We start from the raw sequence: 24,999 nt of genomic DNA on the forward strand, positions 1-24,999 counted from the left end.
AAAAAGTAGTAAAAAATGAACATTAGAAGTAGAAATAAAGTAAGTGCAGATTTTAACATGTCGTCAATGACAGATATTGTTTTCTTGCTGTTGATCTTCTTTATGTTGGCATCTACTTTGGTTACTGTAAATGCCATAGATGTTTTGTTGCCAAAAGCAGGTGGAAAAACAGAGAATAAAGGAGTCATTTCTGTTTCTATTACTAAAGATGGAAGTTATTATGTAGATGCAGATCGTGTAGAATTCAATCAATTAGAAAATACATTGCTTACAAGATTTTCATCAGACAATCAAGGAACACTTGTAATAAGAGGAGATCATGAATCGGCTTATAAAAATATAATGAGTGTGATTGATATTGCGAACAGAAATAAAATCAAAATGATTTTAGCGGTTAAAGGTCAATAATTTTATGATTTTTAAAACAACATATCAAAAACAAGCAGCTATTGCAACTACTTTGTTTACAGCAGTTTTATTAATACTGGTGTTTTTTTGTGGCTTAAGGTATTTGGATCCGCCAGAAGAATATGGTGTGGCTATAAATTTTGGAACTTCTGAATTGGGTTCTGGAAAACCTAAATTGAATGAAAGTATCAAATCTAGTCCCATAAAAGAACAAACAAGTACTGTTCAGGAAGTTGTAAAAAAAACAAGTCCAATAGAAGAAAAAGTTGTGACCCAAACCTCAGAAGAGGCTCCTGTAATTAAAGAAACTAAACATGCAAAACAAGGGGAGGTAAAAACCGTAGAAAAAAAACAAATTCCTAAAAATTCTGTAAAAAAAGAAGTCCCTGAAAAACCCACTCCAACCAAAGAAACTCAAAATGCATTAAATAGTTTGTTTGGTAAAAAATCATCAGGAAAAACGGCAGAAAGTGAAGGTGATGACAATGTAGATGGAGTAAAAGGGAGTGCTTCTGGAGAGCCAAATAGTCAAAAGTATTATGGGAATAATGGTTTGGGAGGAGATGGAAACTATCAATTGAAAGGTAGAAGAGCTTTGTCAAAACCTATTCGAAAACCTGAATGCAATGAAGAGGGAATTGTGGTGGTTAGAATTGAGGTGGATGTAAATGGAAGGGTAATTGCAGCAACTCCTGGAGTAAAAGGAACTACCAATAACAATCCTTGTTTGTTAGAACCTGCCAAAAAAGCGGCTTTGGCCACAAAATGGAATCCTGATGGAAATGCACCCAATAAGCAAGTGGGATTAATACGTTATAAATTTATTCTTTCTGAATAAGTAAATACAAAAGTCAGCAATAGCTACTAAAAACTTAATACACAGTACTCAGTACTATATATGAATTATCAAGAAACTTTAGATTGGTTGTTTCACCAATTGCCAATGTATCAAAAAGTAGGTGCAAAGGCTTATAAAAAAGATTTATCAAACACATGGTTGTTAATGGATTATTTAGGGAATCCAGAAAAAGAAATTCAAGCAATTCATGTAGCAGGAACCAATGGAAAAGGATCAACAAGCCATATGTTGGCTTCTGTGTTGCAAGAGCAAGGTTATAAAACAGGCTTGTACACGTCTCCGCATTTGATAGATTTTAGAGAACGAATTAAAATTAATGGTTTAGAAATACCAGAGGAATACATTGTTGCATTTGTGGCAAAACACCAAACTTTTTTTGAGCAAAATTCTTTGTCTTTTTTTGAAATGACAGTCGGATTGGCTTTTGAGTATTTTAGGGAGTCTAATACCGATTTTGTAGTTCTAGAAACAGGTTTAGGAGGTCGATTAGATTCTACAAATGTGGTAGATTCATTAGTTGCAGTAATTACCAATATTGGTTTAGATCATACCCAGTTTTTAGGAAATACTCTGCCGTTAATTGCTGCTGAAAAAGGTGGGATTATCAAACAAAATAAACCTGTGGTAATAGGAGAGTATCATCCTGAAACTTATTCTGTTTTTGAGGAAATAGCTAGTCAGAAAAATGCAATGTTACACAAAGCTTTTGAATTGCCAGAAGTGTTGTTTGATTGTGAATTGAAGGGAGCTTATCAAAAACACAATTTAAAAACAGTTATTAAGACCCTAAAAGTTTTGCAACAATTAGGTTGGCAAATTTCAGAACATGCTATAAAAAAAGGTTTGTCTAAAGTAGTGCAAAATACGGGGTTGTTAGGTAGGTATCAAACGGTGCAAGAAAACCCTAAAATAATATGCGATACAGGGCACAACAAAGAAGGGATTTCTTTGGTTTTAGAGCAATTAACAAAAGAAGAATTTCATCAATTACACATAGTTTTTGGAGTGGTAGATGATAAAGATCTAAAATCCGTATTGCCTTTATTGCCAAAACAAGCTATTTATTATTTTACAAAACCCTCCATTGCTAGAGGTTTGCATCAACAATTATTAAAAGAAAATGCCATTGAGTTTTCTTTAAAAGGAGAAGCATATAGTTCTGTAGAAGCAGCTGTAAATATGGCTACTACAAATGCAACAAATAAAGATTTAATTTATGTAGGAGGTAGTACCTTTGTAGTTGCAGATTACTTAACTTTACTAAAACAATGTTAATAGTGTTTTTTAACCAAAAGCTAATCTTAAAAAGAGTTGGCTAAAAAACAATATTATATATTTGTCAATCAAAATATAGAAACAATACATGAAAATTTTAGTTACAGGAGCAGCAGGTTTTATAGGATTTCATTTGTCTACACTATTGCTAAGTAGAGGTCATCAAGTAGTTGGTATTGATAATATTAATGACTATTATGACGTAAATCTTAAGTTTGCTAGATTGTCAGAACTAGGTATTGATAGAGAGAGTGCCTCTGAATTTGGAAATGAAGTTGTTTCTAATAAAACATCAGATTTTAAATTTTTGAGAATCAACTTAGAAGATAGAGAGGCGATTAATGGTCTTTTTGAAGCAGAAAAATTTGAAGTAATCTGTAATTTGGCAGCACAAGCAGGAGTTCGTTACAGTATAGAAAATCCACATGCATATGTAGATAGTAATATTGTAGGGTATGTGAATTTATTAGAAGCTTGTAGGAATACGGGAGTAAAACACATGGTGTATGCAAGTAGCTCTAGTGTTTATGGGTTGAATTCTAAAATACCATTCTCTACAAAAGATACCGTAGATACTCCTATTAGTTTGTATGCAGCTTCTAAAAAAAGTAATGAACTAATGGCTCATACCTATTCTCATTTATTTGGGTTTGCCACAACAGGATTAAGATTTTTTACGGTATACGGACCTTGGGGAAGACCAGATATGGCAGCCTATTTATTTGCAGAAGGAATTAGAAACAATCATCCTATAAAAGTATTCAACCATGGAAAAATGGAAAGAGACTTTACATACGTAGGTGATATTGTACAGGGGGTAATGAGAATTATTGAAGGAGAGGTAGATACAAGAGCAAAAAACAAAGAACTTTACAAAGTATATAATATTGGGAATAATAACTCTGTTAAATTAACAGATTATATCGAAAATATTGAAAAGAATTTAGGGAAGGAAGCAGAAAAAATTATGATGGACATGCAGCCAGGAGATGTAGCTAAAACATGGGCTGATGTAACAGATTTAATTAAAGACTACAATTATAGCCCTAACACATCAATAGAAGAAGGTGTGAAAAAATTTATAGATTGGTACAAAGTCTATAATAATATCAAATAAAACTGAATGGCTAAAATAGTTAATGTTATTTTAAGTGGAGGGGTAGGTTCCAGATTATGGCCTATTTCTAGAAAAAAAAGTCCCAAGCAATTTCTTCAAATTTTTGAAGGAAAGTCTTTGTTTCAATATACAATGTTGAGAAACAAGTCTTTTGTAGATGATTATATGTTGGTTACCAATGAAACTCAATTGGCAATGGCAGATCAGCAATCCAAAGAATTGGGGATTACAGTAAATAAAAAAATTATTGAGTCGGTAGGAAGGAATACAGCCCCTGCTATTACTTTAGCGGCTTTAAGTTTAGAGCCGGACGATATTATGTTCATCACGCCTTCCGATCATATGATTGGAGATGAACAAGAGTATGAGATTTCGGTGAGTAATGCTATACGATTAGCAAAAGAAGGGAGTATTACAACTTTTGGAATTCAACCATTAAAGCCAGAAACAGGTTATGGCTATATAGAGTATAAAGGAGAAAATGTAAAATCTTTTAGAGAAAAGCCTAATCAAGATTTGGCTATTAAATACATAAGATCAGGTAAGTTTTGTTGGAATAGCGGAATGTTTTGTTTTAAAGCTTCTGTTTTTTTAAATGAAATAAAAAAATACCAACCCGATATTTATGAAGCTTCTGTAGCAGCTTTTGAAAAAAATGAAGAAGGTTACATTCCTAAAAAAGAAATGGAGAATATTCCAGAAGATAGTATTGATTTTGCGGTTTTAGAAAAATCAAAAATTATTAAAATGGTAAAATCTCACTTTATTTGGTCAGACTTGGGGTCTTTTGATTCCTTGATATCTTATGCCAAAGATTTTCATAATGATGAGTTGTTTGAAATGGTAAAAGGAGAAAACATAGTAAATTCTTATGCCATGTGTTCCAAGCCAGTTTATGCAACTAGAGGAATTGATCATATTGTCTTAATAGAGTCGGAAGACTGTATTTTGTTGATTACTAAGGATAAAAGTGAAGAGGTAAAGCAGGTACGAGAATACGCAGGAGAAAAAGATGAAAAATTATTGTAATTTTTCTTAAAAAATTTGTTTTTATCTAGAATAAAGCTCTATATTTGCACCCGCTAAGGGCGATTAGCTCAGTTGGTTCAGAGCACCTCGTTTACACCGAGGGGGTCGGGGGTTCGAATCCCTCATCGCCCACCAAATATACCTTAGTATAACAATTAAGGGCAATTAGCTCAGTTGGTTCAGAGCACCTCGTTTACACCGAGGGGGTCGGGGGTTCGAATCCCTCATTGCCCACCAAAGTCCATTTCTTTTTAGAAGTGGACTTTTTTTGTTTTTAAAGGTTTTATTACTCACATCTCTTTTTCTATATTTGGTAGCTGTAGCTATAAAATAGCTATTAAAAAAGTATGAAGAAAAATTTCGCATTGTTAGGAGCAGCAGGGTATATAGCTCCAAGACATTTAAAAGCAATTAAAGATACCGGAAATGAATTGTTGGCTGCGTTAGATAAAAACGATAGTGTTGGGATTATAGATTCTTATTTTCCTGAGTCATCTTTTTTTGTAGAGTTTGAAAGGTTTGATAGACATGTTGAAAAACTAAAAAGAGAAGAAGGGGTTAAGTTGGATTATGTAAGTATTTGTACACCTAATTATTTACATGATGCTCATATTAGAATGGCTTTAAGGTCTGGAGCTAATGCTATTTGTGAAAAACCATTGGTTTTAAATCCTTGGAATATAGAGGCTTTGAAAGCTATAGAACAAGAAACAGGAAAGAAAATATATACCATATTACAGTTACGTCATCATCAAGCTATTTTAGATTTAAAAAAGCAGGTAGAAAATGCACCAGAAGGAAAAGTGTTTGATGTTGATTTAACCTACTTAACTTCTAGAGGAAAATGGTATTATGCATCTTGGAAAGGAGATCTTGCCAAATCAGGTGGGATAGCTTCTAATATTGGAGTGCATTTTTTTGACATGTTGGCTTGGGTGTTTGGCGGTTTAAAACAGAATGTTGTGTATGAGCATACGCACGATAGATCTTCTGGGTATTTGGAGTTTGAAAAAGCAAGAGTTAAATGGTTTTTGTCTATCAATTACGAATTGGTACCCGAAGAAATTAAAGCCAAAGGTCAAAGAACTTATAGATCTATAACAGTAGATGGTACCGAAATTGAATTTAGTGGAGGTTTTACAGAGTTGCACACAGAAAGTTACAAATCAATTTTAGAAGGAAAAGGTTTTGGTTTGGATGATGCTATGAACTCTATTAAAATAGTACAACAAATAAGAAGTGCGGAGATAGAAACTCCAAAAAAAGAAAAAGTTCATAAAATGTTTTATTTACCAAAATATAAACATCCTTTTGCTTAAATATCATGATTGTTTAACATAGGTTTAGGAGTTTTAAGTTATATTTGTCAATTCAAAAAAAAAGAGTATGAAAATAGGGGTGATAGGTTTAGGATATGTAGGTCTTCCATTGGCAAGATTGTTTGCAACCAAATATGCAACTGTAGGATTTGATATTCATAAAAAAAGAGTTTCTGATTTAAGAGAAGGAAATGATTTTACACTAGAAGTAGATTCGGACACTTTAAAAGGAGTGTTAATAAATTGTGAACCAAAAGAAGGTGAAAAAGGACTTTATTGTACCGATAATTTAGAAGAATTAAAAGATTGTAATTTTTACGTAATTACAGTTCCAACACCAGTAGACAAAAATAATAGACCTGTATTAACACCATTAATCAAAGCAAGTGAAACCGTAGGAGCTGTCTTGAAAAAAGGAGACATTGTAGTGTATGAATCTACAGTGTATCCAGGAGCTACGGAAGAAGATTGTATTCCTGTGTTAGAAAAAACATCAGGATTGGAATTTAACAAAGATTTTTACGCAGGATATTCTCCAGAAAGAATCAATCCGGGAGATAAATTACACACCGTAGAAAAAATATTGAAAGTAACCTCTGGATCAACACCAGAAATAGGTAAAAAAATAGACGAAGTGTACAAATCGGTTATTGTTGCAGGTACTCATTTAGCCCCAACAATTAAGGTAGCCGAAGCGGCTAAGGTCATAGAAAACTCACAAAGAGATATTAACATTGCGTTTGTAAACGAGTTGGCTAAAATATTCAATTTAATGGACATCAATACGCACGATGTTTTAGAGGCTGCCGGAACCAAATGGAACTTTTTACCATTCAAACCAGGTTTGGTAGGAGGACACTGTATTGGAGTAGATCCTTACTACTTGGCACAAAAAGCGCAAGAGTACGGATACCATCCAGAAATTATTTTGGCAGGTAGACGTATGAATGATAGCATGGGAGCTTATGTAGCTGCACAGGTAACGAAACTTTTAATTCACAATAACATAAAGGTAAAAGGTGCTAAGGTATTAGTGCTAGGAATTACTTTTAAGGAAAATTGTCCAGATGTTAGAAATACAAAAGTAGTAGACGTTATTAGCGAGTTAAAAGAATATGGTTTACAAGTAGATGTATACGATCCTTTAGCGAGCAAGCAAGAAGTAAAGCACGAGTACAATTTAGAGGTTTTAAATAATTTTCCAATTACAACTTACGAAGCTGTTGTATTGGCAGTGGCTCATCAAGAGTTGTTAAGTTTAGACTTAAAAAAAATATTAGTTCCTGAAGGGGTGGTGTACGATGTTAAAGGAGTTTTAGATAAAGATGTAGCGAACGCTAAGTTATAAGTTTTAAAAATAAATATATTAAAGAAAGGTGTTATGCCTTAAATAGTAAATTAATAGAACATGAATATTACAGTAGTAGGTACAGGATATGTAGGTTTGGTAACAGGTACATGTTTTTCCGAAATGGGGAATAAAGTAACGTGTATAGATATAGACCAAAAAAAAGTAGAAAACTTAAAAAACGGAATTATACCTATTTATGAACCTGGTTTAGAGCCTTTGGTAAAAAAGAATGTAGATCTTGGAAACTTACACTTTAGTACTGCTATTAAAGATGGTTTACATGACTCTGAAGTTGCATTTATTGCTGTAGGAACTCCTATGGGTGATGATGGTTCTGCAGATTTACAATATGTATTAGCTGTAGCTAAACAAATAGGTCAAGAAATGACCAAACCTCTAGTAGTAATAGACAAATCTACTGTGCCAATTGGAACTGCAGATAAAGTAAAAGCAACCATTCAAGCAGAGTTAGACAAAAGAGGAGTTGACATAGAGTTTTATGTAGTTTCAAATCCTGAATTCTTAAAAGAAGGAGCAGCTGTAAACGATTTTATGAAACCAGATAGAGTTGTTGTAGGAGCAGATTCTGAAGAAGCGTTTAAGATTATGAGAAAATTGTATTCTACATTTACGCACAATCATGATCGATTGATTGAAATGGATATTAGGTCTGCAGAAATGACCAAATATGCAGCCAATGCAATGTTGGCAACTAAAATTTCATTTATGAATGAGATTGCTAATATTTGTGAAAAAGTAGGGGCTGATGCAAACAAAGTAAGAATTGGTATTGGGTCAGACAATAGAATAGGTTATAGTTTTATATATCCAGGTGCAGGTTACGGAGGATCTTGTTTTCCTAAAGATGTAAAAGCACTAAAGAAAATAGCCGAAGAAAACGGATACAAAGCAAAATTAATTACCTCTGTAGAAGATGTAAATGATGCTCAAAAGTTTGTGATCTCAAATAAAATTGTAGCAAAGTTTGGAGAAGATTTAACAGGATATACATTTGGATTGTGGGGATTATCTTTTAAACCAGGAACCGATGACATGCGTGAAGCACCAGCCATTTATGTAGTAAACGAATTGGTGAAAAGAGGAGCTAAAATTAATGCATACGATCCAAAAGCAATGCACGAAGCTCAAGAGTGTTACTTAAAAGGAGTAGAAGGAATTCAATACGTAACATCAAAATACGCTGCTTTAGAAAATGCAGATGCGATGATTTTGTTAACAGAGTGGAAAGAATTTAGGTCTCCAGATTTTATGGAAATCAAATCGTTGTTAAAAACACCTGTTATTTTTGATGGAAGAAATCAATACGGAGCTTTTGAAATAGAAAAAGATGGTTTTGAATACTACCAAATAGGAAAAGCATAGTCAAAACTAAAATATAAAAACAACTTGTTTGTAAAAGTAATAAGATGAGTGAAATTAAGATAGGAGTTATAGGGTTAGGATATGTAGGATTGCCTTTAGCTAGATTGTTTGCCACAAAATATGCCGTTGTGGGGTTTGATATCAATCAAGAAAGAGTTGCAGAATTAAATGCTGGAACAGATAGCACATTGGAAGTAGACAATGCTACATTGCAAAGTGTTTTGGTAACTAAAAATACAGACCAAAAAGGATTGTTTTGTTCTTGTAATTTAGAAGACTTAAAAGATTGCAATGTATATGTAGTAACAGTTCCAACACCTGTAGACAAAAACAATAGACCTGTATTAACACCACTTATAAAAGCAAGTGAAACCGTAGGAGCTGTCTTAAAAAAAGGAGACATTGTAGTGTATGAATCTACAGTGTATCCAGGAGCTACCGAAGAAGAATGTATTCCTGTGTTAGAAAAAACATCAGGATTTGAATTTAATAAAGATTTTTATGCAGGATATTCTCCAGAAAGAATCAATCCGGGAGATAAAGAACATACTGTAGAAAAAATATTAAAAGTAACCTCTGGTTCAACACCAGAAATAGGTAAAAAAATAGACGAATTGTACAAATCGGTTATTGTTGCAGGTACTCATTTAGCCCCAACAATTAAGGTAGCCGAAGCGGCTAAGGTTATAGAAAATTCACAAAGAGATATTAACATTGCGTTTGTAAACGAGTTGGCTAAAATATTCAATTTAATGGACATCAATACGCACGATGTTTTAGAGGCTGCCGGAACCAAATGGAACTTTTTACCATTCAAACCAGGTTTGGTAGGAGGACACTGTATTGGAGTAGACCCTTATTATTTGGCACAAAAAGCGCAAGAGTACGGATATCATCCAGAAATTATTTTGGCAGGTAGAAAAATGAATGACAGTATAGGTTCATATATAGCTTCTGAGGTAATTAAGACAATGATTAAAAAAGACGTTAGAATTAAAGATGCTGAAATATTACTTTTAGGTGTAACTTTTAAAGAAAATTGTCCAGATGTAAGAAACACAAAAGTTATAGATGTTATTACAGCCTTAAAAGAATATAATACAAATATAACTGTATATGATCCTTGGGCCAAAAGTGATGAAGTTTTAGCAGAGTACAACATAGAAACTTTAGAAATTTTACCAAATAAAAAATTTGATGCTGTAGTTTTGACAGTAGCTCATACTACTTTTGAAAATATAAATTTAAGTTCACTAAAAAAAGATAAAGCTATTGTTTATGATGTAAAAAATGTGTTGCCATTTATTGAAATAGATAATTCATTTTAAGATATTTTTATGAAAATATTATTAATAAATATATCTGCATATCCTAATGTAGGAGGAGTTGAAAACTCATTAAATTACATTGCTTCAGAGTTGTTAAAAAAAGGACATGAAGTAAAAATTGTTTCGTTTGACACTAACATAAAAGAAAAAACTACATTAAATAATAATAATATTAGCTATATAAAACTTCCTTTAAAAGATTCTTTTGGGACTCCTATAAGGCTTTTTAGAGTGAATACAGTGGTAAGAAAATATTTTAAAAATATTGTTGATGGATTTAAACCAGATGAGATATGGAGTCGTAATACGTTGTTTGCTTTTTGTGTAGCCAAACTAAAACTTAATATTCCAATTGTTCAAATTTATGCAACAACAGCTTATCTTCATACAAAAGGAACCTATTTTACAAAGGATAATATAAGCATTCTAAAAAAAATTAAATTTTTAATCTATTTTTTAATGGATTACCCAACGTTATTTTACGTTGAAAATACTTTAGTAAAAAAAACTAGATCTATTGTTTTTAGTGATTTAATGATATTTCAATTAAATAAATCATATGGAAAAAACATCAAAGAGCTATTAAAAATAACACCAGGAATAGACCATTCTGTTTTTTCGGTAAAGAATGCAGAATTATATACTTCTAGATTTCAGGAAAAATATCCTGATTTAATAAATGGATACTTATTATATGTAGGGAGATTGTCTTCTGCCAAAAACATAGATTTATTAATAGAAGGTTATGCAAAATCTAATCAAAAATATCCTTTGGTGTTAGTAGGAGATGGAAATCATCAAAAATTTTTAGAAAAAAAAGTTGAAAATTGGGGAATAGAAAAAAAAGTTTTTTTTGTAGGAAAACAATCAGAGTTGTTACCAATTTTTTACAAGAATGCAAAATTAACTGTTTTGCCTTCGACCATTGAAACTTTTGGTCAAGTAATTATAGAATCTATGGCGTGCGGAACTCCTGTAATGGGATTTGGTGCAACAAAAAACTATAAAAACGGTGTTTTAAACGCTTTTTTAGAAATTATAGAAAATAATGTGACAGGTGTTGTTCTAAAAGAAGTAACGTCTGATTGTTTGTCAAACTCATTAAATCATTTTTTTAATCAAAACAAATATCTAAGGGAAAATTGCTTATTAAAAAGTAAAGAATATTCTTGGGATAGTTTTGTGATGAAAGTTATTAATCCTTAAAAATAAGAATATTATGAATTATTTTCATATTTATAACAAATTACCATTACTTATTAGAATTTGGATATCTAAAACATATGTTTTATTAGCAGGTAATAAATTTACACCAGCTAAAGAAGAAACCACATATTTTGAGCTTTTAAATAAAACTGAGTACCTATCTAAAGAGGAATTATTAGTTGTTCAAAACCAAAAATTGTCTAAACTAATCCAACATGCTTATGACAATGTGCCTTACTATAGTAAATTGTTTAAAAAACTAAATTTAACTCCAAGTGATATAAAAGCTAAAGAAGATTTGGTAAAGTTGCCGGTATTAACTAAGAAAATTATTACGGAAAATTACGATGATTTAATTAGCTTAAAGCATAATATTGAAGACATGACAACAATTACTACTGGAGGATCTACAGGGACTCCAATGAAGTACTTGTATGATAGTCATATGATTGGAGTACGAAAGGCTCATTGGTGGAGGTGGTCCAAATATGCTGGGATTAATCTTTATAAAGATAAAATGATATATATTGGAGGAGCTTGTAAGGTTAAATTAAAAAAACCTAATAATGCTAGAGCAATTCTCGTTCCCCATGGTAAAGTATTACAGTTTTATACTAATTATATCACAGATAAAAGTCTTGATAGGTTTATTAGAGATATTAAAAGATATAAAGGAGATTATATTAGAGGTTATGCATCAGGTATTTATTTGTTGGCTCAAAGGTTAAATAAAAAAGGAATAACATTACCAATGAAAGCTGTTTTAACTTCATCAGATACATTATACGATAACTATAGAGAATCTATAGAAAAAGCATTTACTTGTAAAGTATATGATCATTATGGACAGAATGAGGATATTATGACAGCAAATCAGTGCAATGCATTCTCAGGGTATCATATTAATGATGAAAGTTCTATAGCAGAAGTCGTTGATGATAGTTATGAAACCATTGAGGGAAAAACAGGATTACTAGTAGGAACACATCTAGAAAATTATTCTATGCCTTTAATTAGATATGTTATAGGTGATTTAGGAATGATAGATAATAATATACAGTGTAATTGTGGAAGAAATCATACTCTTATTACAAGATTAGATGGTAGAAAAGATGATATTATCGTCAGAAGAGACGGAACAAAAATAGGTGCTGGCTCTATGAATCAGCCAATGAAATTGATGTTTGGTAAATTACAACAATGTCAGTTTATTCAAGTAGATATTGATAAAATTTTAATTAAAGTTGTTCCTACCAACTTATGGAAAGATATTGATTCTGATGAATTAATAAATAATACTAAGACTCAAGTTGGAGATGCTTTTGAGATTAGAGTTGAATTAGTTGAAGAAATTCCAATGAGAAAGAATGGTAAGTCACAATTAATAAAATCATTAATTCAGTAATATTATTTTAATGAATTCAATAAACAGGACTTTTGTAAGTGGTGCGTTTTGGGTAACTTTTTTTTCTATTATATCTATTCCTTTTACATTTTTTTTAAATTGGATATTTGGGATATATGATAGTACAGGTACTGTTTTAGGCTATTATACTTTATTAATTGTTTTTATTAATACAGTAACAACATTTGTTTTATTTGGAGGTTCCACAATTATAACAAATTTTTTACCTAAAATAGGAGAAGAAGAGAATGAAGGAAAATTTTTGTTTACCTACACTTTTATTAGTTTTATTTTTTTAATAATCTTTTGTTGTTTAATTTGTTTTTTTCCAACTATATCAACTTATCTTTTTGATAGTAAACATTTTTTGAAAAATCTAAATTTGTTTATATTAATAACACCTTTTATAGCCTTTTCTGAAATTATTATTTATGCTTTACAAGGAAGTATGCAGTTTAAAAAAGCATCTTTTTTAATGCAATTAAGGGTCTTGTTCTTTGCTATTTTCATGGTTGTGTTCTATTTTACAGATAGAAGTGTTTTATTAACTAAAGGTCTAGATTACTTTGTTATACTGTTAATCTTAATTTACGGAATAATTATTTTTTTAGGTTTAAAAACAATTACTTTTAAAATAGGACATTATTGGAGAAGTAATTTTACTTCATTTTCTATTTATTCTTTTTTTAACACAATTAACACGTATATATTTGGAAATGTAGATAAAATTTTAATTTTAAAATTTATTGGTTTAAAGGAAATGGGAGTGTATTATGTTTTAGTTCAAATATCTACTTTAACAGGCTTTATATCTTTAAAGATTGGACAAGTTTTATTATCCTCTTTTTCTAAATTAGTACATGAAAATGATAAGGAGAATATAGAGAAGGTGTATGGGAAAACTTCTACATTAATGGTTCTTATAAGTACTTTAGTATCATTTTTTTTATTGGTTGTAAGTTTGTTTCTAATTCCTATTTATGGTGATTTATATGTGGGATATACACCTGTATTAATATTTTTAATTTTAGGAGCCAATCTAGGAAATATTGGATCTATTAATAGTATGTATATTTTAGCTAATGAAAAGAATCGTTCTTTTTTTATAAATAATGTTTTATTAAATGTAATACAAATAGGAATTACATTGTTTTTTATAGAATCTTATGGAGTGCTGGCAGTTTTAATTGGAAGAATTGTAGGACGTATATTTTCTCAAGCGGGTTTATTTATTATAGTGAAAAATATTAATAATATAAAAGTCCCTAAAATATATTTTCAAAGTCAAGTTTTTGTATTAATTGCATGCGGAGTTACTTATAGTTCTTACCTTGGTTACTATTCAGTATACGTAGCAATTCCAATTTTATTATTACAAGCGCTTTTATTCTTTAAAATATCAAAATTTAAAGTATCGTACTTTATTAAGTTAATTGAAAATTTAAAATAAATTTTAATGATTTCAAAAATAAAAAAAATAGTATTGGCTTCGCCTTATGTAAAGCATTGTAGTCAAACCATATATGAATCATTGTTAGGGTGTGTAAAAATGTATGAGTCTACATTGGATGTAGAATGGGAAAATAGATCCAACATAGTAAGAGATATATTGTTAAAAATACAAAGGCCTGATGGTGGATTTGATATAGGTTACAATTTTAATTTTGGAAAATTTCATAAAAAAGGAGAAAGCACATCGCCAGAATTAGTTTCATTAATTGCTTTATGTGAATATGAGCGTGTTTTTGGTGAGGATATAGAAACTAGATCTGCAATGGACAAAGCCGTTTCTTGGATAGAAAGGTTTACGTTGAATTTAGGGGATGGTAAATATGCAATACCATATGGCCCATATTCAATAAATGAGGTTATGGTTTATAATGGAACTTCGTTTGCTTGCGCAGCACTAGGGTGTTATTTAGGAGTAACTAAAAGTGATGATGAAAAGTTGATAAATATTTACAATGGAATGAATAAGTATTTATTAGAAGTTATGTCTGTAGATGAGTCTAAAAAAGGGAAGTTTTGGTACTATTCAGATCAACAGAATCCAATTATATCGGACTTAGCTAAAGGGAAAATAGATTATTACCATCAAATGCAACAAGTAGAAGTACATGCATTAGCTCAGAGTTATTTTCCTAATAAAGATCAAGAACAGTTAATACAAGAAGCAGCAAAACACGTATTAGAGCTTCAAAAAGAAAATGGTGTAGTACCTTATGGAAATAAAACAATTTATTTTAAAGATTTAATACACGTTTGGGGGTTTTGCTCTGTAATGTCAGGTTTTTTAGCTGCACACAAACATAAACCTAACGATAAATATTTAACTGCAGCAAAAAAGGTAAAAAATTGGTTGTTGAAATTTTCATGGAATAAAAATTATTTTTACGCTTCATTAAAAGAAGATGGTTGTGTTAATAATAATGAATACATGGTTCGTTCAGATGCATGGGTCTTTAATTCTTTAGCAAACTATTACAATATGTTTTCTGAAGAGGAATTGAAGGAAGTTATAGAAAAAACATATCTTAAAATGGAGAGTTGTAATTTTTCAGGTAAAGAATCTCACGCACAAAACCTCAGAAAAAAACTAATTATAGGCTTACTAAAAAAAATAAAGCAATGAAAAATGTTTTGGTCATTAGTGATGAATTCCCTCCTTTTGGAGGAGGTGCTGGTTTTGTTGCAAAGCAAATGATTAATGAATTGTCACAAAAAGATTATAAAATAACTTTGCTAAGTAATCATAAGGTTAAGAAAATACATTCTGAAATTAATATAATAAGTATTTTTAGAATTAAAATTATCTGGATTGCCTTTTACTATCTTAAATTTTTGTTTTTAAACTGGAAAAAGTATGACACAATTATTTTAAATGATGCCAATACTGTTATTCCTTTTATGTTTTTTTTTAATAAAAAAGTTAGGGCAAAAACTATTATAATTATTCATGGTACTTCAATAATAGAAAATTACAAAAAAGGTCTTAATAAATTATATAAAATAGGGTCTCCTTTGTTTTATAGATTATTAACGGAATTAAAATCCGTAGTTGGAGTGTCAAATTTTATGTCAGGATTTGTTAGTGAAAATTACCCTTTATTAACAAATATAAGAACTTGGATGCCTGGTGTTGCCTATGATGTTTTTTCAATTGATAAAAAACAAGAGTTTACTAATTGTTTTGATAGCAATACCAATATTTTAACAGTAAGTAGAGTTGTAAAAGATAAAGGTTATGTTGAAATGTTACAAGTTGTAAAAACATTATTAACTAAAGACGAACAGCTTGTATGGCATATTGTAGGGAAAGGAGCTTATTTAAATGAGTTTAAGCAAGAAGTTGAACGGTTGGACTTAACAAAGAATATTATTTTTCATGGATATTTAAATAGAGAGTTATTATCTATGTTGTATAAACAAGCAGATGTGTTTATGTTATTGTCTAACTTTAAAGAATCTTTAGGTTTGGTTTATTTAGAAGCCCAATATTATGGATTGCCAGTTTTAGCAAATAACAAAGGAGGTCCGGTAGAAATTATTACAGAGCAAACCGGTTTTTTAATAGATAATATAAACATGGCTGTTGAAGTATTGGAAACGAAAGCATATAAAGCTTTGTCATCCGAAACAATAAAAAAGGAAGCATTAAAATATGATTCTAAAAACATGATAAAAAAATTAGAAAATATTATAAATGACTAATTTTTTGTATAAAATAAAAAACATTGTTTTTGTATTAGGAGTATTGTCAATGGTAATGATTATGTTCATTACACAAGAGATATTGATTGGCGGCTTGTATATATGTTTTATATTGTTAGGTTTCTTGTTTTATAAAAACAAAGAAAGGAGTTTTTATTTATTGAGTTTAAGCATATCAATGATTATAATGCCTTTGTTGGTGAATTCATACTTAGCAGAAACAGGTTTGCCTTTTATACCTGGAGGTGATGCAGAAAGATATTATAGTATAGTTATAGAAATTGTTAATGGTAATATGAGGAATTACTATGGTAGATATAAATTATACTTGTATTTACTTTCAAGTTTTTATAAAATTATTATTTTTTTAGGTGGGTCTACTAACTTTTATTATTTCTTATTTGTAAGTACTGGAGTAGGAGCAAATGTAGCACCGTTACTTTATAAAATAGGTAAAGGTAGGTTTCAAGAAAAAATTTTAGTATCGGCATGTATTGTAACTATAAGTTTTCCTGGAATTTTACAAGTAGCCACAAATACTTGGCGTGAAAGTTTAGCATATGCCCCTTTTTTATATTCAATTTATCTGGCTTTAAATATAAAGAACACCAAAAATTTAATCACTTACTTATTAGTCATTTTATTTATCTCTAATATTAGATTAGAGATAGCGATTGTATCATTATTGTTTTTTGCTTGTTATAATTATATTTTTATAAAAGGAAGAGAAGGGAGAGTAAGGACAATTGCAAATAATAAATTATTTGTTTCAGTTGTATTAAGTTTAGGTCTGTTTTATGCATATCAAAATGGACTTTTCGAATATTTTAAATATTCAAGTTCTACATCTATTACCTCTCAAATGGAAATGTATACAGAAATTTCAAACAACAAAAGTGGAGGAAAATCTATTTCTACTTCTCTAAGGAATTTAGGTGCTATAGGTCATTTAGGATTGTTTTTTTATACATTATACGTTCCTTTACCAGCTCCAATATTTTATGAAAAAGATCTTTTTTTTGAAACAGTTTTTATAAGTTTTGGTGATGTGGCATGGTACTTTATGTTACCTTTTTCTGTATTAGGATTTATAGAATATTTCAAAAAAAATAGAAGCAACTCGTTTACGAAGTCTATTTTTATAGCCATTGTTTTTGGAACTCTAATTATAGCATTAACATCAGTAGGATCGCCTAGACATAAATATTATTATTATCCAATACTTTTTATTTATTACTTCTATTACATTTATAATACTTCTAAAAAAAATAGAACTAAAAAGTACTTAGGATTATTGCTTATTTATACCGTAATGGTAGTTGGTTATTTAAGTTTAAAATTTATTTAAAAAATAAGTTAATGAAAAATAAGATTACACTTTTAACTATTTCTTTAATTAAAGGAGGAGCAGAATATCAACTAGGTGAGTATATTAATGTTATAAGCTTTGTAAAAAACACAGATTTAATTAGAAAATCTATGTTGGGTTTTACTATTGTTTTTATGGAAAGAATTCTAAACGTATTGTTAGAAAGTTTCACTTTAAGAATTTTACATATAGCTTTTAATGCTATTGGAGCAACTAACGAAATTAGATCAAATAACATAAATAGTTATATTGTTAATTTTGAAAAACATACTGTTGATTGTTTAAATAAAATAGAGAAGTTAAAACAAATTAATAAACCTAAAGAAGTTCAGAATTCTGTATTATTTAAGTTTAATGCGAAAAAAATAATTGCTTCCTATAAAGAAACTATTTTAAAAAATCTAAAATAAATCTTTTGAAAACTAAAGTAATACTTCACATATTAACAGGCTTACGAGCTGGTGGTGCTGAAAAAGTTGTACACGACTTAGCCCTAGGATTAAAAAGCAATAACTACAAAGTATTTGTTGTGTCAATAACCAAAGAAGATAGATTATTATCCAAATTTAAAGATAGTAATATAGAGGTTATTGTTTTAGGTCTTGGTAAAAATATTTTAACATGGATAAAATCATTTATTAAAATAAGTAAGTTAATAAACAGAGAAGGAATAAGAGTAGTTCATGCTCATATGTTCCATTCATTAATATTTACAACTGTTCTTAAAATATTAAAACCAAATATAAAAATTGTATTTACTTCTCATAATTATTTTTTGGGGTCTAAACTTAGAGAAAAGGTGGTGAAAATTCTAAAACCCTTAAGAAGTTCAGATATACTGTTCTCTCCTGATATGAAACGAGATATTTATATAGACAATGTAAATATAATTCCAAATGGTATTGATACTACAAAGTATTATTGTGATGAATATAAAAATGAGAAATTTACTTTTTTAACTATAGGTAGAATTCAAAAAGTTAAGAATCATATTAAAATAATAGACTTTGTTGTTGAATTAAAAGATCGATTTGATTTTGTAGTTACTATTGTAGGAGAAGGTCCCCTTAAAGATGAAGTAGTCAATTATGCTTGTGAAAAGGGAGTAAGTGATAAAATTCAATTTTTAGGATATAGAAGTGATATACCAGATTTGTGTGCTAAGTCAGACGTTTTTATATTACCTTCACTTTGGGAAGGATTGCCTATTTCTTTGTTAGAAGCAGCAGCTTCAAGATTGCCTATAATATCAACTCCTGTTGGTAGTATTCCATCGTTTATTGATAATAACACAGGTTATTTGTCTGAAATTAATGATTTTTCTGATACAATGTATGAGGTTTATTTAAATCAGAAATTTGCAATAAAAAAAGCAGAAAAATTAAGGGATAAAGTAAGGTCTAAATATGATTTAAAAGAAATTACAAAATCTCACATAGAGTTGTACAATAATTTAAATACAAAAAGATGAAAGTAGCATTGGTAGAAAATTATGGGGCAGATTTTGTGGGAGCTAGACTTAGATTGGCTTTGTTTTTACAAAAAAAAGGAGTAGAAGTTACTGCTATTATTCCTAAAGATGGTTGCAAACAAACTATAGAAGCTCAAGGAATAAGAGTGTTAGAAGTAGGAGCCAACATTAGAGCCAAAGGTTTAGGGGTAAAAATAGCATATGCCAAAAGTTTAAAAAAAATAATAGCAGAAGAACAGTTTGATGTGGTGCATTTGTTTAGGTTGCAACCCAATATTATTGGAACCATTGTTACAGGTTTGTTTAGCAAATCTAAAATTGTAAATCATGTAACAGGTTTAGGGGTTGCTTTTGCAACACAAACAGCCAAAAGTAAACTGCAACAATGGGTAATAAAAACCGTATATAGAACAAACAATGTGTTGTTTAAGCCTTATACAGTTTTTCAAAATGAGCAAGATATAGAAGAACTAAACATGCACAAACGTAGTATGTGTATTAAAGGGAGTGCCGTAAACCAAGAAAAATTTAACATTCAAAATGTGGCACAACAAACTAAAGAACTACAAGTCTTGCAAACAGAGTTAGGCAACAAGCCTAGTTTAAAATTTATATTTGTTTCTAGATTGCTAAAAGAAAAAGGAATTTTAGAACTTATAGAAGGTTTTTCTGCAGCACGTACGCAAACACAACAAGAAATAGAATTGTTTATTGTAGGGTGGAGTGATACCCAAAACCCATCGGCAGTATTGCCAGAAGAATTAGAAAAAACAATTCAACACAAAGAGGGCATTACTTATTTAGGAAAAAGAGCCGATGTACACAGGTTATTGTACTTGTGCGATGTAGGAATTTTACCCACATATTACAGAGAAGGAACTCCGCGTTTTTTGTTAGAAGCCATGCGCATGAAAAAAGCAATTATTACCACCAACATGCCAGGTTGCGATCATTTAATAGAAAACAATGGATTGTTAATTACCCCTAAAAGTGTAGAAGCTATAGAAAAAGCAATAATTACCATAGCAACTTTAAATGTTAAAGAGTTAGGAGAACAAAGTTTTGCAAAATACACCCAAGAATTTAGTGAAGAAATAGTTTATAGTGCTATTTTAGAATTGTATCAAAAATTAGTTGCTTAAAAATAATGATAGAATCAATTGCCATTACAGGAATTACAGGTTTTGTTGGAAGTAATTTAAAAAACTATTTAGCAAACACAAACGTATTAGGAGTGTCTAGAACCAAAAGTGTAGACACTATATGTTACAAAGAACTAACTACAGAGGTTTTAAACCATCAAACAGCCTTAGTGCATTTGGCAGGTAAAGCACACGATTTAAAGAAAACAGCAAACGATTCTGAATATTTTGAAGTAAATACAGAATTGACTAAAAAATTATTTCAAACATTTTTAGCAAGTAATTGCGAAGTGTTTATTTATATGAGTTCTGTAAAAGCAGTAGCCGATGTAGTTCCTACAGTGTTAACCGAAACAGCAGTTCCTAACCCTATTACGGTATATGGAAAATCTAAAAAACAAGCAGAAGATTATTTGCTAGCACAACCGTTACCAGCCAACAAAAGACTATATGTTTTAAGACCTTGCATGATTCATGGTCCTAACAACAAAGGAAATTTAAACGTTTTGTATAGTTTTGTAACGAAAGGAATTCCATATCCGTTTGGAAAATACCAAAATCAACGTTCATTTTTGTCGGTAGAAAATTTATGTTTTGTCATTCAACAACTTATAGAAAACAAAGCAATACCCAACGGAGTGTACAATGTAGCCGATGACGAGCCAATGTCTACTAATAATTTGGTAAGTCTTATAGGAGAAACCATTCAAAAACCGGCCAAAATTATGCAAACACCTAAAACCATTGTAAAAGCTTTGGCTAAATTAGGAGATGTGCTTCCGCTACCTGTAAACACAGAAAGGTTAGATAAGTTAACAGAAAATTATGTGGTGTCTAATCAAAAAATTAAAAAAGCAATAGGCAAAGAATTACCATTAACAACACAAGAAGGTTTACGTGTTACATTGCAATCATTTGTAGCCAAGTAAAGAAATAAGATAAAATTAATAATAAGAATAAAATTTAAATTTGAATTATTGTTAATGCTTCTTGTAAAAAAATACCTTTGCCAAAAAAATGTATCTAAAATAAACTAAAATGCAGTACTTATTTATTTTTCTATTCTTAGTAATCGCATCGATTGTCTATTTAAAATTAGCAGATCGTTTTAACATTATAGACAAACCCAACCAAAGAAGTTCACACACCATTCCTACCATTAGAGGCGGAGGAATTTTATTTATTATTGCTTTGATATTGTTTTTTGTAACGTCAGGATTTCAATATCCTTATTTTGTATTAGGAACTTTTATTATTGCTTTGGTAAGTTTTATAGACGATTTAAAAACATTAAGCACTAGAGTGCGTTTGCCTTTTCAAATAATAGCAATTTATTTGTTGTTTTTTCAAGTATTAGGGTTTGGTTTAAGTCTTTGGATGATTCCTATATGCATAACCTTAGGAGTAGGTTTTATCAATCTATATAATTTTTTAGATGGAATCAATGGAATTATAGGAACGTTAAGCTTTGTGGTGTTGGCTGGATTGTATTATATCAATACACAACATCCAGTATTGGATCCCGATATTTTTAGATATCAGTTTTTAGCTATTGTTGTTTTTGGATTTTACAATTTTAGAAAAAAAGCACGATTTTTTGCTGGAGACATAGGGAGTATTGGTATGGCCATGATGGTGTTTTTTACCGGATTACAATTACTGGTAGCCTTAAACGCTCCTATTGTATTAATGTTAATGGTAGTGTATGGAGCAGATAGTATGTTAACTGTTTTGTACCGATTTTTTATTGCTAAAGAAAATGTAGGAGAACCACATAGACATCATATTTATCAAAAATTGGTAGATAGAACTTCCATGTCACATATGCAAGTTTCTGGTTTGTATGTCTTTATTCAACTAGTAGTAAGTGCCGTTGTATTGTCTATCTATACCTTAGAATTGAAAGCTCAGTTTTTAGCTATTGTACTTATTTGCTTGGTATTTGTACTACTATATACGTTGGCTTTTAGAATTTTAGAAAAAAAGAAACCCAGTGTAATCAATGCAAAATAAAAAATTTGTAGTCAATACACTCTCTTTATTCTCTATAAAAGGGGTAGAGTTGTTGTTTACAATTTGGCTCATTCCATTTTTGTTACACCGCATAGGAGTAGATTATTATGGAGTATATGCATTTGCAATGTCTTTAGTATTGTTTTTTACCAATGTTTTAAACTACGGATTTAACTTGTCTACGGTTAGAGATTTGGCAAAATCTAACAATCATCCAGAAAAAATACAACAACTTTTTAACCAGGTATGCAATGTTCGCTTTTATTTATTTGTGTTTTCTTTTGTAGTTGTGATATTTATTATTTTAGTGTTTTCTAAATTTTATGCATTTCAAAAAGTTTATGCTTTAAGTGCTTTTATGTTGGTTGGGCACTTGTTTTCTTTAAGATGGTTCTTTTTAGGTTTAGAAAAAATGAAATTTTATTTTTTCTTAAATTTAGCAGCAACATTATTGTTTGTTATAGGCTTGTTTGTTATGGTTACACAGCCAACAGATGTGCTTTGGGTGCCTTTGTTAGAATCTTTATCGTTAATTGCAATTAACTTAATAGGTTTTGTTTGGGTGCTAAAACACTACAAGATAAAATTACATGTATTGCCCCTAAAAGAAGTTTGGGGTTATTTAAAAAATAATTTTAGCTCCTTTGTAAATTTGTTATTGCCATCTATATACAATAATATTATCGTTTTTTTGGTAGGGGTAATAGGAATTCCATCAGATGTAACCTTTGTTCATATAGGTTTAAAACTAACCAATATGTTTACAACTGGAAATGCTATTTTAACCAAAGCATTTTATCCGTTGGTCAATAGAAATCAAAATCAATTTTATCAAATGAAAACAATTTTAATTTCTTTAGGAGCCCTACTATCTATAGTTATGTTTTTGGGAAGTGAATGGATTGTGTTTACTTGGTTAAATAAAGAAAATACCCAAGAATTGGATGAGGTAGTTTTATTTGTTCAATTACTATCAATAGTTCCGTTTTTAATGGCGGTTATTTCTGTATATGGTGTAAACGGATTGTTGGTGTATTACAAAGATAAATTGTATAGTGTGTTAACATTTATAGCCACTTTAATTATGATTGTTTTAATTGTAATACTAATGCCTTATTATGGATATTTAGGAGCAGGAGCAGCATTGTTGTGTAGCCGTTTTTTTTATGCAATCACCTCTTGGTATTACTGTAAAAAGTTAGTAGTATGAGAATGTTTGATGGGTCTAAAACTTTAGGTTGGTTTTTACTATTGGCATTGTTTTCTATAGCATATGCTTTTTATCCGTTAGGAACTAGAAATCATTTAGGAGTTTTAAGTGGTTTTTTAGGAATAGGGCTTGTTTCTTTGTGGGGATTTTTAGGCATAGGAACTCCGCAAAAAGTAAATATCAACACATCGGTCTGCCTGTTTTATTATTTTTTCTTTTTTATCGCTCCTGTACTACAATATAAAACAGCTACAGTATTCAATGTTACATTGCCTATTTCCGATAGGTTGTATTTAAAATCGATCACAATATCTTTAATTTCTTTGTTGTTTTATTTGGTTAGCTATCAGTTTTTGTACACTAAAATTAAAGGTACTGTTGCGGCTCCAACCAAGAGCAATACACCTGTTTTGTTTGGAGTATATGTTGTTGTTTCCTTACTTGCAGTTGTTTTTTATTGTTATTTGATCAAGTTTAATTGGGGGTTGTTGGTGCAGAGAGCTTTTAGATTTAAATTAAAAGAGAACACCAATTTAGGGCACATAGGATATGGTTTGTTGTTAATTGTAAGACAAATTCCTTTTGTGGTATTTTTAATTTATCAGCTAAAAAATCCTAAACAAGTTCAAAGATCGTTGTTATTACTTAGCTGCGTGATTTTGGTAGATTTCCCTACAAGTTTATCAAGAGGATTGTTAGGAGTTGTGTACATTCCTATTCTATTGTTTTATGTTCCTTTTTTAAAAAATGGAATTCGTTACATTTTGTTATTAATTACCGGTGTTCTGGTATGGTTTCCTTTTTTTAATTGTTTTAGAAATTGGAAACACAAAGGTATTTCTTTGACTTACGATTTATTTAACACAGGACATTTTGATGCGTTTCAAAATTTTACATTTTTAATAAAAGAACAGGTTGTTACTTTGGGAACTCAATTAAAAGGAAGCATATTGTTTTTTACCAGATCTATAAACGGTGTGCCAAATTTAGGTAGTGGACATTTAATTGGAGAACAAGTAGGTTATGGATTTTTAAATGTTGCTATGCCATATATAGGAGAAGGATATATAAACTTTGGTTATGTAGGTATTTTGTTCTTTACAATTGTTTTGGCAGGAATAAATGCTTTTTTTGATAAATTATACCACAAGCAAAATAAAAATTTAGTTGTAAAAGCATTTTTTTACATTTTATTAGGATATGAATTTTACTTAATGAGAGGAGATTTAATGAGTTCTATAAAAATGTTTACTAGTTTTGCGCTGGCTTACATCATTGTAAGTTTTATAGAAAAAGGAATTGCTAAAATACAACCTAAACATAACTGATAATTTATTTTTTAGTAATCTAGACATGTTTTAGATGTTCTATATTGCGACACCTTGTTATAAGGTTGTTAAAAA

22 protein-coding genes and 2 tRNA genes are annotated in these 24,999 nt (G+C 30.0%); all 24 read left to right on the top strand.

The window, feature by feature from the left end; all coding sequences use genetic code 11:
- The first annotated feature begins 15 nt into the window (after positions 1–15).
- The 24 genes from ACY2IJ_RS11785 to ACY2IJ_RS11900 all read left to right on the top strand — a co-directional run bounded on the left by ACY2IJ_RS11785 (position 16) and on the right by ACY2IJ_RS11900 (position 24,924).
- Positions 16–408, top strand: a complete 393-nt coding sequence (locus ACY2IJ_RS11785; RefSeq protein ID WP_476724564.1) for an ExbD/TolR family protein — start codon at positions 16–18, stop codon at positions 406–408.
- A 4-nt stretch (positions 409–412) separates the two neighbouring features.
- Positions 413–1,246, top strand: coding sequence for an energy transducer TonB (locus ACY2IJ_RS11790; protein WP_476724565.1), 834 nt, complete (start codon positions 413–415; stop codon positions 1,244–1,246).
- Positions 1,247–1,306: 60 nt separating this feature from the next.
- On the top strand, positions 1,307–2,542 hold the full coding sequence (locus tag ACY2IJ_RS11795; RefSeq protein ID WP_476724566.1) for a bifunctional folylpolyglutamate synthase/dihydrofolate synthase: 1,236 nt from the start codon (positions 1,307–1,309) through the stop codon (positions 2,540–2,542).
- A gap of 88 nt (positions 2,543–2,630) precedes the next feature.
- The gene (locus tag ACY2IJ_RS11800) at positions 2,631–3,659 is read left to right on the top strand and encodes an NAD-dependent epimerase (protein WP_476724567.1); all 1,029 of its coding nucleotides are present in this window, start codon (positions 2,631–2,633) and stop codon (positions 3,657–3,659) included.
- Positions 3,660–3,665: 6 nt separating this feature from the next.
- Positions 3,666–4,688: a mannose-1-phosphate guanylyltransferase gene (locus ACY2IJ_RS11805; RefSeq protein WP_476724568.1), complete on the top strand. Its 1,023-nt coding sequence runs from the start codon at positions 3,666–3,668 to the stop codon at positions 4,686–4,688.
- Between the two features lie 57 nt (positions 4,689–4,745).
- A tRNA-Val gene (locus ACY2IJ_RS11810) sits at positions 4,746–4,823 on the top strand.
- Between the two features lie 24 nt (positions 4,824–4,847).
- A tRNA-Val gene (locus ACY2IJ_RS11815) sits at positions 4,848–4,925 on the top strand.
- A gap of 110 nt (positions 4,926–5,035) precedes the next feature.
- Positions 5,036–6,007 carry a Gfo/Idh/MocA family protein gene (locus ACY2IJ_RS11820; protein WP_476724569.1) on the top strand — a complete coding sequence of 324 codons (972 nt, stop codon included), beginning with the start codon at positions 5,036–5,038 and terminating at the stop codon, positions 6,005–6,007.
- Positions 6,008–6,074: 67 nt separating this feature from the next.
- A complete protein-coding gene (locus ACY2IJ_RS11825; RefSeq protein ID WP_476724570.1) occupies positions 6,075–7,355 on the top strand; it encodes a nucleotide sugar dehydrogenase in 1,281 nt (426 codons plus the stop codon).
- Between the two features lie 60 nt (positions 7,356–7,415).
- Positions 7,416–8,741 carry a UDP-glucose dehydrogenase family protein gene (locus ACY2IJ_RS11830; protein ID WP_476724571.1) on the top strand — a complete coding sequence of 442 codons (1,326 nt, stop codon included), beginning with the start codon at positions 7,416–7,418 and terminating at the stop codon, positions 8,739–8,741.
- A 44-nt stretch (positions 8,742–8,785) separates the two neighbouring features.
- Positions 8,786–10,069, top strand: a complete 1,284-nt coding sequence (locus tag ACY2IJ_RS11835) for a nucleotide sugar dehydrogenase (protein WP_476724572.1) — start codon at positions 8,786–8,788, stop codon at positions 10,067–10,069.
- Positions 10,070–10,078: 9 nt separating this feature from the next.
- Entirely contained in the window at positions 10,079–11,275 is a 1,197-nt protein-coding gene (locus tag ACY2IJ_RS11840; protein WP_476724573.1) for a glycosyltransferase, read from the top strand.
- 13 nt (positions 11,276–11,288) lie between these two features.
- Positions 11,289–12,680: a phenylacetate--CoA ligase family protein gene (locus ACY2IJ_RS11845; RefSeq protein WP_476724574.1), complete on the top strand. Its 1,392-nt coding sequence runs from the start codon at positions 11,289–11,291 to the stop codon at positions 12,678–12,680.
- A gap of 10 nt (positions 12,681–12,690) precedes the next feature.
- The gene (locus ACY2IJ_RS11850; RefSeq protein ID WP_476724575.1) at positions 12,691–14,130 is read left to right on the top strand and encodes a lipopolysaccharide biosynthesis protein; all 1,440 of its coding nucleotides are present in this window, start codon (positions 12,691–12,693) and stop codon (positions 14,128–14,130) included.
- A gap of 6 nt (positions 14,131–14,136) precedes the next feature.
- Positions 14,137–15,312: a hypothetical protein gene (locus ACY2IJ_RS11855; RefSeq protein WP_476724576.1), complete on the top strand. Its 1,176-nt coding sequence runs from the start codon at positions 14,137–14,139 to the stop codon at positions 15,310–15,312.
- Complete coding sequence (locus tag ACY2IJ_RS11860; protein WP_476724577.1) at positions 15,309–16,391, top strand: glycosyltransferase family 4 protein; 1,083 nt, start codon at positions 15,309–15,311, stop codon at positions 16,389–16,391. The genes ACY2IJ_RS11855 and ACY2IJ_RS11860 overlap by 4 nt, the downstream gene beginning before the upstream one ends.
- Positions 16,384–17,739: a hypothetical protein gene (locus ACY2IJ_RS11865; protein WP_476724578.1), complete on the top strand. Its 1,356-nt coding sequence runs from the start codon at positions 16,384–16,386 to the stop codon at positions 17,737–17,739. Before ACY2IJ_RS11860 ends, ACY2IJ_RS11865 begins: the two co-directional genes overlap by 8 nt.
- Before the next feature lie 11 nt (positions 17,740–17,750).
- Positions 17,751–18,170 (top strand): hypothetical protein, encoded by a 420-nt coding sequence (locus tag ACY2IJ_RS11870; protein WP_476724579.1) that lies wholly within the window; start codon positions 17,751–17,753, stop codon positions 18,168–18,170.
- Between the two features lie 5 nt (positions 18,171–18,175).
- The gene (locus tag ACY2IJ_RS11875) at positions 18,176–19,231 is read left to right on the top strand and encodes a glycosyltransferase family 4 protein (protein WP_476724580.1); all 1,056 of its coding nucleotides are present in this window, start codon (positions 18,176–18,178) and stop codon (positions 19,229–19,231) included.
- Positions 19,228–20,373 carry a glycosyltransferase gene (locus tag ACY2IJ_RS11880; protein ID WP_476724581.1) on the top strand — a complete coding sequence of 382 codons (1,146 nt, stop codon included), beginning with the start codon at positions 19,228–19,230 and terminating at the stop codon, positions 20,371–20,373. The genes ACY2IJ_RS11875 and ACY2IJ_RS11880 overlap by 4 nt, the downstream gene beginning before the upstream one ends.
- Before the next feature lie 5 nt (positions 20,374–20,378).
- Complete coding sequence (locus ACY2IJ_RS11885) at positions 20,379–21,302, top strand: NAD-dependent epimerase/dehydratase family protein (protein WP_476724582.1); 924 nt, start codon at positions 20,379–20,381, stop codon at positions 21,300–21,302.
- Positions 21,303–21,411: 109 nt separating this feature from the next.
- Positions 21,412–22,386: an MraY family glycosyltransferase gene (locus ACY2IJ_RS11890; protein WP_476724583.1), complete on the top strand. Its 975-nt coding sequence runs from the start codon at positions 21,412–21,414 to the stop codon at positions 22,384–22,386.
- Entirely contained in the window at positions 22,376–23,596 is a 1,221-nt protein-coding gene (locus ACY2IJ_RS11895; RefSeq protein ID WP_476724584.1) for an oligosaccharide flippase family protein, read from the top strand. The genes ACY2IJ_RS11890 and ACY2IJ_RS11895 overlap by 11 nt, the downstream gene beginning before the upstream one ends.
- Positions 23,593–24,924, top strand: coding sequence for a hypothetical protein (locus tag ACY2IJ_RS11900; protein ID WP_476724585.1), 1,332 nt, complete (start codon positions 23,593–23,595; stop codon positions 24,922–24,924). The genes ACY2IJ_RS11895 and ACY2IJ_RS11900 overlap by 4 nt, the downstream gene beginning before the upstream one ends.
- Positions 24,925–24,999 lie beyond the last annotated feature (75 nt).

The sequence above is a fragment of the Wenyingzhuangia gracilariae genome (genome assembly GCF_056387575.1).

Coding starts and splice junctions, on each gene's coding strand:
- ACY2IJ_RS11830 (WP_476724571.1), top strand. CDS start 7,416: ATGAATATTACAGTAGTAGGTACAGGATATGTAGGTTTGGTAACAGGT.
- ACY2IJ_RS11825 (WP_476724570.1), top strand. CDS start 6,075: ATGAAAATAGGGGTGATAGGTTTAGGATATGTAGGTCTTCCATTGGCA.
- ACY2IJ_RS11855 (WP_476724576.1), top strand. CDS start 14,137: ATGATTTCAAAAATAAAAAAAATAGTATTGGCTTCGCCTTATGTAAAG.
- ACY2IJ_RS11900 (WP_476724585.1), top strand. CDS start 23,593: ATGAGAATGTTTGATGGGTCTAAAACTTTAGGTTGGTTTTTACTATTG.
- ACY2IJ_RS11865 (WP_476724578.1), top strand. CDS start 16,384: ATGACTAATTTTTTGTATAAAATAAAAAACATTGTTTTTGTATTAGGA.
- ACY2IJ_RS11840 (WP_476724573.1), top strand. CDS start 10,079: ATGAAAATATTATTAATAAATATATCTGCATATCCTAATGTAGGAGGA.
- ACY2IJ_RS11880 (WP_476724581.1), top strand. CDS start 19,228: ATGAAAGTAGCATTGGTAGAAAATTATGGGGCAGATTTTGTGGGAGCT.
- ACY2IJ_RS11785 (WP_476724564.1), top strand. CDS start 16: ATGAACATTAGAAGTAGAAATAAAGTAAGTGCAGATTTTAACATGTCG.
- ACY2IJ_RS11805 (WP_476724568.1), top strand. CDS start 3,666: ATGGCTAAAATAGTTAATGTTATTTTAAGTGGAGGGGTAGGTTCCAGA.
- ACY2IJ_RS11885 (WP_476724582.1), top strand. CDS start 20,379: ATGATAGAATCAATTGCCATTACAGGAATTACAGGTTTTGTTGGAAGT.
- ACY2IJ_RS11795 (WP_476724566.1), top strand. CDS start 1,307: ATGAATTATCAAGAAACTTTAGATTGGTTGTTTCACCAATTGCCAATG.
- ACY2IJ_RS11870 (WP_476724579.1), top strand. CDS start 17,751: ATGAAAAATAAGATTACACTTTTAACTATTTCTTTAATTAAAGGAGGA.
- ACY2IJ_RS11820 (WP_476724569.1), top strand. CDS start 5,036: ATGAAGAAAAATTTCGCATTGTTAGGAGCAGCAGGGTATATAGCTCCA.
- ACY2IJ_RS11800 (WP_476724567.1), top strand. CDS start 2,631: ATGAAAATTTTAGTTACAGGAGCAGCAGGTTTTATAGGATTTCATTTG.
- ACY2IJ_RS11895 (WP_476724584.1), top strand. CDS start 22,376: ATGCAAAATAAAAAATTTGTAGTCAATACACTCTCTTTATTCTCTATA.
- ACY2IJ_RS11890 (WP_476724583.1), top strand. CDS start 21,412: ATGCAGTACTTATTTATTTTTCTATTCTTAGTAATCGCATCGATTGTC.
- ACY2IJ_RS11845 (WP_476724574.1), top strand. CDS start 11,289: ATGAATTATTTTCATATTTATAACAAATTACCATTACTTATTAGAATT.
- ACY2IJ_RS11850 (WP_476724575.1), top strand. CDS start 12,691: ATGAATTCAATAAACAGGACTTTTGTAAGTGGTGCGTTTTGGGTAACT.
- ACY2IJ_RS11860 (WP_476724577.1), top strand. CDS start 15,309: ATGAAAAATGTTTTGGTCATTAGTGATGAATTCCCTCCTTTTGGAGGA.
- ACY2IJ_RS11790 (WP_476724565.1), top strand. CDS start 413: ATGATTTTTAAAACAACATATCAAAAACAAGCAGCTATTGCAACTACT.
- ACY2IJ_RS11835 (WP_476724572.1), top strand. CDS start 8,786: ATGAGTGAAATTAAGATAGGAGTTATAGGGTTAGGATATGTAGGATTG.